The organism is Rhizobium sp. BK512 (assembly GCF_014194915.1).
In the GTDB taxonomy this organism is placed as follows: Bacteria; Pseudomonadota; Alphaproteobacteria; order Rhizobiales; family Rhizobiaceae; genus Rhizobium.
On the sequence record NZ_JACIAS010000015.1, the window covers coordinates 1 to 13,811 of the forward strand.

15 protein-coding genes are annotated in these 13,811 nt (G+C 60.0%); 6 read left to right on the forward strand and 9 right to left on the reverse strand.

Annotated elements, in window-relative coordinates; all coding sequences use genetic code 11:
• Together FHX06_RS34235 and FHX06_RS34240 are read left to right on the forward strand one after the other, a co-directional pair.
• The coding region (locus tag FHX06_RS34235; RefSeq protein ID WP_183882511.1) for a phosphatidylglycerol lysyltransferase domain-containing protein at nucleotides 1-677 on the forward strand (677 nt) is incomplete at its 5' end.
• The gene (locus FHX06_RS34240) at nucleotides 674-2,056 is read left to right on the forward strand and encodes a virulence factor family protein (protein ID WP_112972052.1); all 1,383 of its coding nucleotides are present in this window, start codon (nucleotides 674-676) and stop codon (nucleotides 2,054-2,056) included. The genes FHX06_RS34235 and FHX06_RS34240, both read left to right, overlap by 4 nt.
• On the opposite strand, the gene FHX06_RS34245 is transcribed toward FHX06_RS34240, so the two are convergent.
• The 6 genes from FHX06_RS34245 to ruvC all read right to left on the reverse strand — a co-directional run bounded on the left by FHX06_RS34245 (nucleotide 2,053) and on the right by ruvC (nucleotide 6,348).
• Nucleotides 2,053-2,616: a DinB family protein gene (locus FHX06_RS34245; RefSeq protein WP_112546089.1), complete on the reverse strand. Its 564-nt coding sequence runs from the start codon at nucleotides 2,614-2,616 to the stop codon at nucleotides 2,053-2,055. The two genes, FHX06_RS34240 and FHX06_RS34245, sit on opposite strands and share 4 nt — an antisense overlap.
• A gap of 49 nt (nucleotides 2,617-2,665) precedes the next feature.
• On the reverse strand, nucleotides 2,666-3,178 hold the full coding sequence (locus FHX06_RS34250) for an NUDIX hydrolase (protein ID WP_183882513.1): 513 nt from the start codon (nucleotides 3,176-3,178) through the stop codon (nucleotides 2,666-2,668).
• A 4-nt stretch (nucleotides 3,179-3,182) separates the two neighbouring features.
• Nucleotides 3,183-4,085, reverse strand: a complete 903-nt coding sequence (locus FHX06_RS34255) for a metallophosphoesterase (protein ID WP_183882515.1) — start codon at nucleotides 4,083-4,085, stop codon at nucleotides 3,183-3,185.
• Nucleotides 4,086-5,123: a Holliday junction branch migration DNA helicase RuvB gene (gene ruvB, locus FHX06_RS34260; protein ID WP_112546086.1), complete on the reverse strand. Its 1,038-nt coding sequence runs from the start codon at nucleotides 5,121-5,123 to the stop codon at nucleotides 4,086-4,088.
• Nucleotides 5,124-5,193: 70 nt separating this feature from the next.
• Nucleotides 5,194-5,808 carry a Holliday junction branch migration protein RuvA gene (gene ruvA, locus FHX06_RS34265; protein WP_183882517.1) on the reverse strand — a complete coding sequence of 205 codons (615 nt, stop codon included), beginning with the start codon at nucleotides 5,806-5,808 and terminating at the stop codon, nucleotides 5,194-5,196.
• Nucleotides 5,809-5,820: 12 nt separating this feature from the next.
• Complete coding sequence (ruvC, locus tag FHX06_RS34270; protein WP_183882519.1) at nucleotides 5,821-6,348, reverse strand: crossover junction endodeoxyribonuclease RuvC; 528 nt, start codon at nucleotides 6,346-6,348, stop codon at nucleotides 5,821-5,823.
• Nucleotides 6,349-6,593: 245 nt separating this feature from the next.
• On the opposite strand from ruvC, the gene FHX06_RS34275 reads away from it, so the two are divergent.
• The 3 genes from FHX06_RS34275 (at nucleotide 6,594) to FHX06_RS34285 (ending at nucleotide 10,512) form a co-directional block, all read left to right on the forward strand.
• Complete coding sequence (locus FHX06_RS34275) at nucleotides 6,594-8,909, forward strand: methyl-accepting chemotaxis protein (protein WP_183882521.1); 2,316 nt, start codon at nucleotides 6,594-6,596, stop codon at nucleotides 8,907-8,909.
• Between the two features lie 7 nt (nucleotides 8,910-8,916).
• Entirely contained in the window at nucleotides 8,917-9,411 is a 495-nt protein-coding gene (locus FHX06_RS34280) for a GNAT family N-acetyltransferase (RefSeq protein ID WP_183882523.1), read from the forward strand.
• Nucleotides 9,412-9,510: 99 nt separating this feature from the next.
• On the forward strand, nucleotides 9,511-10,512 hold the full coding sequence (locus FHX06_RS34285) for an LLM class flavin-dependent oxidoreductase (RefSeq protein WP_183882525.1): 1,002 nt from the start codon (nucleotides 9,511-9,513) through the stop codon (nucleotides 10,510-10,512).
• A gap of 72 nt (nucleotides 10,513-10,584) precedes the next feature.
• On the opposite strand, the gene FHX06_RS34290 is transcribed toward FHX06_RS34285, so the two are convergent.
• Nucleotides 10,585-11,331, reverse strand: coding sequence for a YebC/PmpR family DNA-binding transcriptional regulator (locus FHX06_RS34290; protein ID WP_112546081.1), 747 nt, complete (start codon nucleotides 11,329-11,331; stop codon nucleotides 10,585-10,587).
• A gap of 173 nt (nucleotides 11,332-11,504) precedes the next feature.
• On the opposite strand from FHX06_RS34290, the gene FHX06_RS34295 reads away from it, so the two are divergent.
• Nucleotides 11,505-12,008: a pyridoxamine 5'-phosphate oxidase family protein gene (locus FHX06_RS34295; RefSeq protein WP_112546080.1), complete on the forward strand. Its 504-nt coding sequence runs from the start codon at nucleotides 11,505-11,507 to the stop codon at nucleotides 12,006-12,008.
• A 35-nt stretch (nucleotides 12,009-12,043) separates the two neighbouring features.
• Here FHX06_RS34295 and FHX06_RS34300 read toward each other — a convergent pair whose 3' ends face one another.
• Both FHX06_RS34300 and FHX06_RS34305 read right to left on the reverse strand, forming a co-directional pair.
• Nucleotides 12,044-12,889 (reverse strand): MBL fold metallo-hydrolase, encoded by an 846-nt coding sequence (locus tag FHX06_RS34300; protein WP_183882528.1) that lies wholly within the window; start codon nucleotides 12,887-12,889, stop codon nucleotides 12,044-12,046.
• A gap of 95 nt (nucleotides 12,890-12,984) precedes the next feature.
• Nucleotides 12,985-13,809 carry a TIGR00282 family metallophosphoesterase gene (locus FHX06_RS34305; protein WP_113295384.1) on the reverse strand — a complete coding sequence of 275 codons (825 nt, stop codon included), beginning with the start codon at nucleotides 13,807-13,809 and terminating at the stop codon, nucleotides 12,985-12,987.
• Nucleotides 13,810-13,811: the final 2 nt, after the last annotated feature.

A 13,811-nucleotide genomic window follows, 5' to 3' on the forward strand; every position in this document is an offset into this window, starting at 1 on the left:
AACTGGCGGTCGCTGATCTGCGCACCTTCGAAATGAAGGGCGGCAAATGGGCGAACCTGCGCCAGACCGCAAGCCGCGCCCAGCGCGACGGGCTGGAATTCGCCGTTATTGAGCCCGTTGATATCCCTGCCGTCATCGACGATCTGTCGGCCGTTTCCAACGCGTGGCTCGAGCACCACAATGCCAAGGAGAAAGGTTTCTCGCTCGGTGCCTTCGATCCTGATTATGTGATGTCTCAACCGGTCGGAGTTCTCAAGAAGGACGGCCGAATCGTTGCCTTTGCCAATATCCTGGTCACCACGGCGAGAGAGGAGGGGACGATCGACCTGATGCGCTTCTCGCCCGATGCGCCGAAAGGGGCAATGGACTTCCTGTTCGTGCAGATCATGGAGTATCTGCGCGCTCAGGGCTTTACGCATTTTAACCTTGGCATGGCGCCTCTCTCCGGCATGTCGAAACGGGAGGTAGCGCCTGTCTGGGACCGTATCGGCGGTACGGTCTTCGAACACGGCGAGCGCTTCTACAACTTCAAGGGGCTTCGTGCCTTCAAATCCAAGTTTCATCCGCACTGGCAACCGCGCTATCTTGCGGTGTCCGGAGGGGGCAATCCGATGATCGCATTGATGGATGCGACATTGCTGATTGGCGGCGGATTGAAAGGGGTAGTGAGAAAATGATGAAAAAATACCTGTTTGCTGCGGCCTGCGTCAGCATGTTCGCGGCCGCACCGTCTTATGCTGCGGACGAGACCACCCAGAGCTTCGAGACGGGGCTCATTCCTTCGCCGCACATCTTCCTGCCGCAGGGTGAGGTGAAGGGCGCGGTCTTTCTGATTTCCGATGCCGCCGGCTGGGGTGACAGTGAAAAGACTGAGGCAGACCGTCTGGTTTCGCAGGGTTCCGTCGTCATCGGCGTCGATTTCCCGTCCTATATGGAAGCGCTGAACCGCTACGACGTCAGCCTTAACGACGGCTGCATCTACACGGTTTCCGATATTGAATCGCTTAGCCAGCAGGTACAACGCGCCGCAGGCAACAGCCCCTATCACCTGCCGATCGTCGCCGGCATTGGCGAGGGTGGTGCGCTGGCGCTCGCCATTGCCGCACAGACGCCCGATGCAACGATCGGCCAGACATTTGTCGTCGACCCTCATGCCGGCATTCCGTTGAGCAAGGAACTCTGTACACCGGCCCAGAAGAAGGTCGTCGGTGATCGCAGCGTCTATGGACTGACCGATGGTAGCCTGCCGGATCCGATCATCGCCACGTTCACGCCTGCTGCCGACAAGGATGGCCGCGCTCATGTGGAGGATCTGAAAAAGGCGCATGATGCGATCGAAATCCGCGACTCCACTGACGATGCACAGACCGTCTTTGCCGATACGCTCGATGATCTGGTGACGGCTTCGGGTGCCTTCGACAATCCGCTCGGCCTGCCACTTGCGGTTCTCGAGGCCAAGCCGAACCTTGATACGATGGCCGTTATCTATTCCGGCGACGGCGGTTGGCGTGACATCGACAAGGAAGTCGGGGGCATGCTGCAGAAGGAGGGTATTCCCGTCGTCGGCATCGACTCGCTGCGCTATTTCTGGACGGAGCGTAAACCGCAGGAAACGGCCGACGATCTCTCGCGCATCATCGAATTCTACCGCAAGCAATGGAAGGTCAAGCACGTCCTGCTGATCGGCTATTCCTTCGGCGCGGATATCGTGCCAGCCACTTATCAGCTTCTGAAACCCGAGGAGAAGAGGGCGGTAGCGCAGATTTCGCTTCTGTCTCTGTCGCACCAGGTCGATTACGTCATTTCCGTCATGGGCTGGCTCGGTCAGAAGACAGAAGGGGCCGGCGGCGATCCCATCAAGGATCTCAAGGGCGCCAATCCGAAACTCGTCCAATGCATCTACGGCAAGGATGACGACGACGATGTGGCCTGCCCGGCTGTCAAGGATGTCGGCGGCGAGGTGATCGAACTGCCTGGCGATCATCACTTTGACGAAAATTACGATCTTCTGACCAAGACGATCATCGATGGCCTGAAGGCGCGCCTCAAGGGCTAACGCATCAGCATCTGTTCACTCCAGCCGAGGGCGGCAACTTCGCCGCCCCGGAACCTCGCGTCGTCGTCGACGATGAATTCGTCGAGCTGCGGCGGAGCGACGCTGCTGCCTGCCAGCATGGCATGTACCTGTCCGCGATGGTGGGTCTGATGTTGAAAGAGGTGGCTCAGCACATCCTCCATGCGTTCTCGCTGAACGCGTCCGTCGCGCTGAAGCTCCACCGTCGAGGCAAGCTTCTCGGGTGTCAGCCCTTCGCAGATTGCAACAAGGCGCCGGTCGACCTTCGCCTGCTCTTTGGAGAGCGATGGCAGGTCATTGAAGGGTTCTTCAATGTCGAAGGCGCGAAGGCCGAGGGTTCCCCCTTCCAGCCCATCGACATAGAACCAGTCGACTGTGAGCGTATGGTTCAGCGTCGATTTGATCGACGGGAAAAAACTTGTGCGCGTGGCTTCGAATTCGCCGGGTTCAAGGGTCGCGCAGGCGGCAAGAAGCCGGCTGTTTGCCAGCGCATTGTTGTAGGCGAGCTTTCGAAACATGCGGCAGGGGTCGAAACTCGACATCGCATCTCCTCCTTGAAGCGCTTCCGGCTTTCCGAAAACACGAAGTGCTCTAATCCTTGTCATCGAGATCGCCGTCGCGCCACACCAGATGACGAGGCGAGGCGGGCAGGTTTTCGATCTCGCCCGCGATGAAATAGGGCGGAATATCGAGCGCGGTCAGACCCTGGAATGTTGCGGGCACCCATTTGAATTCCAGATGATTGTCGCCATCCTCCACCCGATGAATGATCTCATGCGTTCGGAAGGGAAATTCCAGCGGGATTTCCATGAGATAGTAGAATCCGAGCTCATGCCAGTCACGGCCCTCGTAATGGAAGAAATTCTCGACCGCCCAGAGCAGGCGACCGACGGTCACTTCGACGCCGAGCTCCTCCATCATCTCCCGCTTGAGCGTTTCCTCTGAGGTTTCTCCGATCTCGGCGCGGCCGCCGGGAAAGGTCCAGAAAGCTTCGTGAACGGCGCGATGGACAAGGACGTGTCCATCGCGAAACCCGAGCCCGGCGATCCGGTAGTTGAAGCGCTGGCTGCCTGCATTGAGGCGAACGACAGTTCTCTTGGCCATGATATTATCCGAGGTCGATGACCACTATCTCCGGCGGAATGCCGAAGCGCACCGGCGCAACGGAGCAGCCGAGTCCGCCGGAAACGATGATGTTCCGACCATCCTCCACAATATGGCCATAGGCATATCGATCGCCGTAACGTGAGGGCACGACCGGCGAATAGCCGAGAAGACGGATCTGCCCTCCATGCGTGTGGCCAGACAGAGTGAGCGATACCCGTTCGGGCACACGTGGGAATATATCGGGCTCGTGGGCCAGCAGGATAACGGGCGCGTTGTCGGAAATCTGTGCGAGCGTTCCGTCGAGATCGTCGAGCCCCTGCATCCGGCTGCGGCCCCATTTCCTGCCAGGCAGGAGCGCCAGTTGATCCTCCAGACCCGCCAGCCAGAAGGCGTGCCCTTCCTTTTCCAGCCTGACGGCACGATTGCTGTAGACGGGGATGCCTGCGTCGGCCAGTGCTCTATGTCCGAACGTATCGCCTCCGCCATTCTTCTGCGCGGTCCTGTCTTCCCACCAATCGTGGTTGCCCATGATCGCATGCACGCCGAGCGGGGCCTTGAGCGTAGCCAGCGCCTTCGACCACTCACTGGAATGGACGTAGCGCGTCACCATGTTCATGCCAGCCGCGTAGTCACCGAGCAGGAGCGTGATATCGCCGCCAAGCTCGTTAGCATGGGCGCAAATCGACGCGATGCGGGCGGCAGACATCCAGGGTTCGCAGGCATGGAGATCGGCAAGCGCGACGAGCCGCAGCTTTAGCCCTGGCGTCCATCCTGGCGGGGTCAACGTATAGCGGGAAATCGCCGGCCGGGCCAGCGGCTCATAGGCGAATGCATATCCGCCGAGTGCCATGAGGCCGGCGACGCCGCCACCCATCAGTTTGAGAAAGCCGCGCCGGCTGATCAATCAATCGTCCTCCCGGAACAGCCCGAATTGCGCAGCCTCCATGTCCTTTGGCGGCTGCATGCCGAGATGTTTCCACGCGATTGCGGTCAGAACGCGGCCACGCGGTGTGCGCTGTATGAAACCCTGCTGGATCATGTAGGGCTCGATGATGTCCTCGATCGCATCACGCGGCTCGGAGAGACCGGCCGCGATGGTTTCGATGCCGACCGGGCCGCCGCCGAAATTGACGGCGATCATGTTGAGGTAACGCTTGTCGAGCTGGTCGAGACCCATATTGTCGACCAGCAGGCGGGTCAGTGCCTCATCGGCGATTTCGCGGGTGACGGCTTCGGCCCCTGCGACTTCGGCAAAGTCGCGCACGCGGCGGAGCAGGCGGCCGGCGATGCGCGGTGTTCCGCGCGCGCGCCTTGCGATTTCGCGGGCGCCGTCATCGGTCATGCCAAGGCCCATCAGACGGGCGCCGCGGCGGACAATCAGTTCCAGCTCCTCCACCGTATAGAAGGAGAGACGCACGGGTATGCCGAAACGGTCGCGCAGCGGTGTCGTCAGCAGACCAAGGCGGGTGGTGGCGGCGACGAGCGTAAATTTCGACAGGTCGATCTTGACCGAGCGGGCGGCGGGGCCCTCGCCGATGATGAGGTCGAGCTGGAAATCTTCCATCGCGGGATAAAGGATTTCCTCGACCGCAGGGTTGAGGCGATGGATTTCGTCGATGAAGAGCACGTCACGCTCTTCGAGATTGGTCAGCAATGCGGCGAGGTCGCCGGCCTTGGCGATAACCGGGCCGGAGGTCGAGCGGAAATTGACGCCGAGTTCCTTCGCCATGATCTGCGCCAGTGTCGTCTTGCCGAGGCCGGGCGGGCCGACGAAGAGAACATGGTCCAGCGCTTCGCCGCGGTTTTTGGCCGCTTCGATGAAGATCTTGAGATTGGCGCGTGCCTCCGCCTGGCCGGTAAACTCGTCCAGAGACTGCGGACGCAGCGTTGTATCCAGGTCTTCGCCACGCTTTTCCGGCGCTATCAGGCGGGCATCAGTCATTGAGTATTTCCGTTAGAAGCTTGCTCAAGTCCATACACCAAGCGGCCCGCATTGACACCCCGCGAGGCCATCAGCGGGAGAGTTCCCGCAGGCCGAGGCGGATCAGCTTGGCGCTATCGGCATCCTCTCCGGCCGTCTTCATGGCGGCGGCAACCGCATTGGCTGCCTGATCACGGGAATAGCCAAGATTGGTCAGGGCCGAAACGGCATCGGCAACGGGGGCTGCGGCCACGCCTTCGCCGATCTCCTGCTTGAGACCGATATTGATCGCCTCGCCGGCAAAGGCGGGTGCCTTGTTCTTGAGTTCGGTGACGATGCGGATCGCGACCTTGGGGCCGACGCCCTGAGCACGCGAAACGGCGGTCTTGTCCTGCAGGGCGATGGCATTGGCAAGCTCTGATGGTGTGAGCGTCGAAAGTACGGCGAGCGCCACTTTCGCGCCGACGCCCTGCACGCTCTGGAGCAGGTTGAACCATTCGCGTTCGAGCTGGGTCTGGAAGCCGAAGAGCTTCAACTGATCTTCACGTACATAAGTCTCGATAAAAAGCACGCAGGCCTCTCCGACGGAGCCGAGTTTCGAGAGCGTGCGTGCCGAGCAAAAGGCGACGTAACAGACGCCGTGCACATCGACGAGCACATAGTCATCGCCGATCTCGTCTATGATGCCCTTCAGCTTGCCGATCATGATCTTGTTCCGTCAGGGATGAGTTGCAGAAGCGCTGGCGACCGCCTGGCGCATGCGGTTTGCACCGCGGTGATGAGCATGGCAGATCGCAATCGCCAATGCGTCGGCGGCGTCATTGCCCTTGAATTCGGCCTTCGGCATCAAGATCTTCAGCATCATGTGGATCTGCTGCTTCTCGCCGTGACCGACGCCGATGACGGTCTTCTTCACGGCGTTCGGCGCATATTCCGACACCGGCAGACCGGCACGGGCCGGCACCAGCATGGCGATGCCACGTGCCTGGCCGAGCTTCAGCGTGGCGACGGCGTCCTTGTTGACGAAGGTCTGTTCGACGGCAGCCTCTTCCGGCTTGTAGGAATGGACAACGTCGGCAAGCCCATCATGCAGCTGGCAGAGCCGCGAAGCCAGGTCCATGTCGCCATCCGAGGTGACGGTTCCCGAGGCAACGAAGCGCAGCGAACTGCCGAGCGTATCGATGATGCCCCATCCGGTGCGGCGAAGACCGGGATCAATACCGATGATGCGAATCGTGTTTTGCATGGCTCACCCTATAGCGACGGCTGAATAAGTGCCATCGATATGTGAACAAAGCGAAAACATGGCGTGTTTTCAGGCGGCATTTACCGCGAATTAAACCGGATGCACGAATTCTGATCCATCAAATGTGAGAGGGGCCGGCTTTTGCAAAGCTTAAGGCCTCCGATGGTCTGTTTGCAGCTCAACCGGCGGGTGATATCTCGACGATACACCCGCCGGCGGCGCCGTTCCGGAAGGGTTCGTTTTTCATGGCTCAGAGATTTCAGTCCCTGTCCTTCAAGGTGATAGCCACCTTCATCCTGCTGACCACGCTTTCGGTCGCTGTGATCAATATCCTCGCCTATTTCGCCAGCAGCCGCGTTTCCGACGAGCAGGCGCTGAAGGCCAAGGAGAGCGTACTGATTTTCCGCGGCGATATGCTGCAGGATCAGCTTGTGCAGCTCGAGAACCAGGCGACCTCCATTGCGCGCATCGAAGCGCTGCAGATGGCGATCACCAGCCTGAAGAGCGGCTGGAAGACGATCGAGAAAAGCTCGGGCGATGCCCGCGGGGAGCTGAAGAAAGTCTTTATCACCAACAACCCGAACCCGGCCGACCAGCGCGAAAAGCTTACCAAGCCGGAGGGGCCGAGCGGTTTCTATTATTCGAACCATGAAAAGACTCAGAGCGAAGTGGCGCGCGATCTCGCCGACACGGCGTTCAGCGACCTCCTGATCGTCGATCTCGATGGTACTGTGCTCTATTCTTACAAGAAGAATGACGACTTCGCTGAAAACCTGAAGTCGGATGCCTGGAAGTCGACCGGTGCAGGTATCGCCTATGCCAGGGCGATCGAGAATACCGCAAAGGCCACTGATGATTCTGCGCCGACGGCCTTCTCCGGTCTGCGCGTCGACGCAGGAAGCGGCAAGTCGGCGATCTTCTATGCGGTGCCGATCGTCAAGCTCGGCCAGGCGAAGGGATTGATGCTCTTCAAGGTACGCGACGATGTCGTCACTGGCATCCTCGCGAAGGGCATTGTGTCAGGCAGTACGGCGCAGGCGGCGATCATTTCGGCTGACGGTTCGGCAGTTGGTCTCAATGCATCCGGCCGGCTAGCGACGCTCGATACCGCGCCGTTCACCTTCATTAAGGACGCGCTTGCGAGCTCGGCGATGACAGTCGCAGACTTCGATCGCACCGATGGAACAGCACGCGCCTATGTGCGCGGCGTCGACTATCGCGGCGATCGTTTCCTCGTCGTCGAAAGCGTGCTGCTCAGCGAATTGAACGCTGGCTCGATCGAGATCGCCACGCTGCTGACCTGGATCGGCATCGGCGTTCTCGTTGTCATGGCTATTGCCACGGGGCTCATCACCAACTTGTTGTTCTCGCCGCTTGCCCGTCTTGCCGGCGTGACCAGCGAAGTCGCTGACGGCAAGCTCGAAGTCGAGATTGGCAGCCAGAACCGCAAGGATGAGATCGGCACGATGGCGAAAGCGCTTGCTCGTTTCAAGCAGTCGCTGATCGAAGGCCGCCAGCTCGAAGCTGCGAGCGAGCAAACGCGCATGCGGGCCGAAAGCGAGCGCCAACAGAATCTTGCCCAGCGCGAGGCGGAGGCCCGCAGTCTGCAGGATGTCGTCACGGCACTCGACGAGGGGCTTCATCATCTGGCAAGCGGCGATCTCGCCTACCAGATCGAAACCCGCTTCCCGAGCGAGCTCGAAAGCCTGCGCGTGAACTTCAACGAGGCGCTGGCGACACTCAACGAAACGATGACGGCGATCGGCGGCAATTCCATGGCCGTCCGTGCCGGCTCCGAAGAGATGCGCACCGGTGCCGATGAACTGGCCGGCCGCACGGAGCGTCAGGCAAGCTCGATCACCGAGACGGCAAACGCGATCAGCGCCATCACACAGTCTGTGCGCGTGCAGATCGAGCGCGCCGAGCAGGCGGCGCGTATCGCGCGCGACGCCAAAAAGGAGACAGTCGGCTCCAGCCAGATCATGCGCGAGACGATTGCGGCGATGGAAGCGATCCAGGCGTCGTCTCGGCAGATCAACACCATCATTTCCGTCATCGACGATATCGCCTTCCAGACCAATCTGCTGGCACTGAATGCCGGCGTCGAGGCGGCACGCGCCGGCGAAAGCGGCAAGGGTTTTGCGGTCGTCGCCATGGAAGTACGCGAGTTGGCGCAACGCTCTTCGAGCGCTGCCAAAGAAATCTCCAGCCTGTTGCAAAAATCCACGCATGAGGTTGAAAGCGGTGTGGCGCTCGTCGAGAGGGCCGGCGTTGCGCTCGCGGGCATCGGTGGTCATGTCGAATCCATCGACGGCCAGATCAACGAAATCATGGAATCCACCCGTGAAGAGGCCGATACCCTACGGCAGATCAACAGTTCGGTCTCCGAGCTCGATTCCATGACCCAGCAGAATGCGGCGATGGTCGAGGAGACAACGGCTGCAATCCATCGCCTGGCAACCGAGGCCGTGGAGATGGACCGCCAGCTCGGCAACTTTACGCTTGGCGAAGGATATCAGCAGCACGGCACCGACACGCATCTGCAGCGCAAGCGGGCCTGATCGCACCATGCTGATCCGGCTTGAAAAACTCGAGGATGCGGATGCCATTCATGAGCTGACCTGGGTGGCGTTCGAACCGATGCCCTACAGCAATAATACCGAAGCGCAAATCATCCGGGATCTTCGTGCATCGGGTGATCTCACATTATCTCTCGTCGCCGAAGAAGGCGGGCAGATCATCGGCCACGTCGCCTTCTCGCCGATCACAATCGGTGACATCAAGGACGGATGGTATGGGCTCGGGCCGATTTCGGTAAAGCCGGAGCGGCAGCGGCAGGGGATTGGCAGAGAGTTGATCCTGAAAGGGCTCGATCTCCTGAGAGAGCGTCATGCGACAGGCTGCGCCCTGATCGGCAATCCTGCAGTCTATCGGGGTGTCGGTTTCGAGAGCGATGGAAAGTTGACCTATGGCGATCTTGATACGCGCTACGTCCAGCGGATCGTCTTCAGGGGATCGCCACCATCAGGTGCGCTGAAATTCTCTCCGGCTTTCGGCGAATGACGGATAGTTTTCGCGGAAGCTTTTATTGGCGCTGCGATTTGGAATAGAGCCACGGCGAACCTACATAGACCGCACCCCATCTTTGCGCGGCAGGTTTCCATGGTTCCCTTTTCCATTCTCGATCTTTCCCCCGTAGCAGACGGCACGACCATCGGCCAATCCTTTGCGGCGTCGAAGCGCATGGCACAGAAGGCGGAGGAGTTCGGCTATACGCGTTTCTGGATGGCCGAACATCACGGCATGCCCGGCGTCGCGAGTGCTGCAACCTCGGTCATTCTCGGGCAGATCGGTGCTGTGACGAAGACCATCCGCATCGGTTCAGGCGGCGTCATGCTGCCGAACCATGCGCCGCTCGTCATTGCCGAACAGTTCGGTACGCTGGAAGCCTTGTTTCCCGGCCGCGTTGATCTCGGCCTCGGCCGCGCGCCGGGAACGGACATGCGCACGGCGCAGGCGCTGCGGCGCAACCTCGACGCCGGTGCAAACAGTTTTCCCAACGATGTCGTGGAGCTACAGCAGCTTCTCGGTACACCGATCGAAAACCAGGCGATCCTTGCCGTGCCTGGCAACGATTCACACATCCCGATCTGGCTGCTCGGCTCCAGCCTCTACAGCGCCCAGCTCGCGGCCATGCTAGGCCTCCCTTTCGCCTTTGCTTCGCATTTTGCGCCTGACATGCTTCTTGATGCCATCGCGATCTATCGCGACCGGTTCCAGCCCTCGTCGGAACTCGACAAGCCCTATGTGATGGTCGGCGTCATGGGCGCTGTTTCCGAGACGGACGAGGAAGCGCGGTACCACTTCACCTCTGCGCAGCAGCAATTCGTCAATCTCAGGCGCAATGTGCGTGGTCCTTTCCCGCGGCCGGTCAAAGACATGGACGCCTTCTGGTCGCCGATGGAAAAGATGAATGTAGAACACACATTGCGCTACGCCGTCGTCGGCTCGCCAGCCACGGCAGAGGCCCAGCTCAATGAATTCCTCAAGGAAACGCAAGCAGATGAGGTCATCATCTCCATGCCGATCCATGATGTTGAGGCGCGTTTGAAATCGGTGGAGCTCTTTGCCGGGCTCGGCAATTTCATGCGGGCCGCAGCCTAGACGCCAGGGCATCCTTGCAAACAAAAACCCGGCGGAATGGCCGGGTTTTTCGATTCCATATCGTGGATGGCTTTAAGCTGAGAGCTTGGCCAGAACTTCTTCCGAGACTTCGAAGTTCGAGTAGACATTCTGCACGTCATCGTCATCTTCCAGCGAGTCAATGAGCTTCAGCAGTGACTGGGCCCTTTCTTCATCGACCGGGACATTGTTCTGGGCGCGCCAGATGGCCTTTACAGTCTCGGCTTCACCGAGCGAGGCTTCGAGCGCCTTGGCGACTTCGCCGAGGGCTTCGAAGCCGGTCGTGATGTAATGGCCGTCCTCGTCCGTCTCGACATCGTCGGCGCCGGCTTCGATTGCGGCTTCCATCACCTTGTCGGCATCGCCGGCGGACAGCTTGTAAGTGATCTCGCCGACATGATCGAAGGAGAAGGAAACCGACCCGGTTTCGCCGAGTGCGCCGCCGGCCTTGGTGAAGACCGAGCGAACGTTGGAGGCGGTGCGGTTGCGGTTGTCGGTCAGTGCCTCGACGATGATCGCCGTGCCGCCCGGGCCGTAGCCCTCATAACGGACTTCGTCATAGTTCTCGGTATCGGCGCCGGATGCCTTCTTGATGGCGCGATCGATATTGTCCTTCGGCATCGACTGGGCCTTGGCGTTCTGGATCGCCAGGCGCAGGCGGGCGTTCATTGTCGGGTCGGGCAGGCCGGCCTTGGCGGCAACGGTGATTTCGCGCGCGAGCTTGGAGAACATTTTCGACCGCACGGAATCCTGACGGCCCTTGCGGTGCATGATGTTTTTAAACTGTGAATGGCCAGCCATGGCACCCCTGTTCACGTCTCATTGTTCGGAATGGGCCGCCTTATAAGATCGGAAAGGGCGATATTCAAGGAAAAAGCAGTCCTTCGCTCCCGCGTAGCCGGTATGGCTCTCGCCGGAACAAAGCCGGGGAGATGACGTTTTCAACCGACAACGCCAGCAGGAAAGGAACGGCTATGGCAAGCTTCAGCGAAGCCCGTGAACAACCGGCACGTCAGCTCTGGGACCAGATCAACGACATCCACGCCGGCATGCTCGGCCTTTCAGGCGTCGACATGCATATGCAGCCGATGGCACCCAACGTTGATCCGACAACCAATACGATCTGGTTCTATACCAAGACAGATGCCGAACTCGTGCAGATGATCAAACCGGGCAGCCGCGCGCATTTCTGCGTCATCGGCAAGAACCACGATTATCATGCCTGCCTGTCGGGGGTCATCGACGTGCGTCCCGATCCTGCGAAAATCGAGGAATTCTGGAACTCGGTCGTGGCCGCCTGGTATGAAGGGGGCAAGAAGGATCCGAAGCTGACGATGCTGTCCATGCATGTCGATGATGCCGAGATCTGGGTTTCGACCGGCAGCAAGCTGAAATTCGGCTGGGAAATTGCCAAGGCCAATTTCGACGAGGAGAAGATGCCTGACGTCGGCATCAAGCGGCATCTCCAATTTGCGTGAGATAAGGGGAAGGCCCGAGCACGATCCGGGCCTTTTTACTGCACGTCCTTCATCACGTAGATCAGGGGCTTTTTCGGCAGCGTGCGCAGCGAAACTGTAATGATGTTGTCGGGCGCGTAATTGACGTCGAATCCCGTGCCGAACATCGAGATGAAGGCATTGACCGGCGGGCCGCGACGATGCATCGGCAGGATCAGCGACGAGCGCAGCCGCTTGATGACGCGGCTCATGCTGTCGGCTCCCATGGTCAGACCACCATCGACCGGCACCATGACCACGTCGAGCCGGCCGATTTCCGTATAGTGAGTATCGGTCAGTTCGTAATGCAGATGGCCGAGGTGGCCGATACAGAGGCCGGCGATTTCGAAGATGAAGATTGAATTGCCGTCCAGCTGTGATCCGCCCAACCCATAGCTGAAACGGATATCCGTCGTCACATTGCGGATATAGGCGTCACCGACGACGAGGCTAATCCTGGCTTTTTCGCCGGGGATGTCGCTCCACCCGTGCAGCACGTGCTTGATGCCGGGATCCGGCGTCAAGGTGAAATGCGTCGAGTGCGCCTTGTTCATGGTGACGACGTCGGGTGTGACGGCCGGCCTGTACCAACCATTGTAGTCCGTGGCGATGACGATGCCGCCCGGAGTCTCGATTTCGAAGGTTGAATGGCCGAGATAGGTGAACTTGACATCTTCACCCTCGGTAACTGTAGGGATTACCGGCGCCACGCCGGAGAAACTCGCGAAAGTGGCCTCGGGAATAATCTGTGCGATTGCCTGGCACTGGCTGACCGGCCCTCGATCTTGCTGGGCTGCGGCAAGGTTAGGCACGGTGAAAATTGCAAGACATGCGATAGCGAGGACAACACAACGCGGCTTCATGCCACCCCTCCGGCGCTTTCACGACGCCGAAAGGATGCGGCATGCTGTCACAGCGGTCCAGACGGGATTAGCTCACAATTGCGTGTTGCGAGGCACTAGCGCCAGAATTCGGGGATCGTTTCGGCAAGCCGCGGGCCAAGGCGCAGCGGAGCGATCTTTTCCGCAAGCCCCGTCGCGTCCGAGATTTCCACGCCGACGCCGCAGATGGTGGCGGGACCAGTGGCGGCTTCCATGCGGCCCTTCGGCATCTTGGAGATGAAGCGGTTCAGCGGCTCTTCCTTGTCCATGCCGAGCGAGGAGTCGTAATCGCCGCACATTCCGGCATCGGACATATAGGCAGTGCCACCGTTCAGGATCTGTGTATCGGCGGTCGGCACGTGCGTATGGGTCCCGACGACGAAGCTGGCACGGCCGTCGACGAAATGGCCGAAGCACTGCTTTTCGCTTGTCGCCTCCGCATGAAAATCGAAGATGATGGCGTCGGCCTGCTCTTTCAGCGGGCAGGCGGCGAGGATCGTTTCTGCCGCCTTGAAGGGATCGTCAAGCTCGGGATGCATGAAGACGCGTCCCATGATGTTGGCGACGAGCACGCGCGCGCCGTTGCGCGCATAAAAGAGGCCGGAACCGCGGCCGGGCGTACCCTGCGGGTAGTTCGCCGGACGCAGGAACTGGTCATGGCGGCCCGCGAATGCAACGGCATCCTTCTGGTCCCAGACGTGATTGCCGGTTGTCACCACATCGGCGCCGGCATTGATCGTTTCCAAAAAGATGTCTTCGGTGATGCCGAAGCCGCCGGCGGCGTTTTCGCCGTTGACGATGACGAAGTCCAGCTTCAGGTCGGACACCAGGCCGGGCAGACGATCCCAGACCGCCGTGCGTCCCGTCTTACCGACCATGTCACCCAGAAATAGCAGTCGCATTC

Excerpts from the sequence above, each read along its gene's own strand:
- FHX06_RS34245 (WP_112546089.1), bottom strand. The coding sequence starts at position 2,616 with ATGTCGAGTTTCGACCCCTGCCGCATGTTTCGAAAGCTCGCCTACAAC.
- ruvA (WP_183882517.1), bottom strand. The coding sequence starts at position 5,808 with ATGATCGGCAAGCTGAAGGGCATCATAGACGAGATCGGCGATGACTAT.
- FHX06_RS34275 (WP_183882521.1), top strand. The coding sequence starts at position 6,594 with ATGGCTCAGAGATTTCAGTCCCTGTCCTTCAAGGTGATAGCCACCTTC.
- FHX06_RS34280 (WP_183882523.1), top strand. The coding sequence starts at position 8,917 with ATGCTGATCCGGCTTGAAAAACTCGAGGATGCGGATGCCATTCATGAG.
- FHX06_RS34300 (WP_183882528.1), bottom strand. The coding sequence starts at position 12,889 with ATGAAGCCGCGTTGTGTTGTCCTCGCTATCGCATGTCTTGCAATTTTC.
- FHX06_RS34285 (WP_183882525.1), top strand. The coding sequence starts at position 9,511 with ATGGTTCCCTTTTCCATTCTCGATCTTTCCCCCGTAGCAGACGGCACG.
- FHX06_RS34290 (WP_112546081.1), bottom strand. The coding sequence starts at position 11,331 with ATGGCTGGCCATTCACAGTTTAAAAACATCATGCACCGCAAGGGCCGT.
- FHX06_RS34305 (WP_113295384.1), bottom strand. The coding sequence starts at position 13,809 with ATGCGACTGCTATTTCTGGGTGACATGGTCGGTAAGACGGGACGCACG.
- FHX06_RS34295 (WP_112546080.1), top strand. The coding sequence starts at position 11,505 with ATGGCAAGCTTCAGCGAAGCCCGTGAACAACCGGCACGTCAGCTCTGG.
- FHX06_RS34250 (WP_183882513.1), bottom strand. The coding sequence starts at position 3,178 with ATGGCCAAGAGAACTGTCGTTCGCCTCAATGCAGGCAGCCAGCGCTTC.
- ruvC (WP_183882519.1), bottom strand. The coding sequence starts at position 6,348 with ATGCAAAACACGATTCGCATCATCGGTATTGATCCCGGTCTTCGCCGC.
- FHX06_RS34240 (WP_112972052.1), top strand. The coding sequence starts at position 674 with ATGATGAAAAAATACCTGTTTGCTGCGGCCTGCGTCAGCATGTTCGCG.
- ruvB (WP_112546086.1), bottom strand. The coding sequence starts at position 5,123 with ATGACTGATGCCCGCCTGATAGCGCCGGAAAAGCGTGGCGAAGACCTG.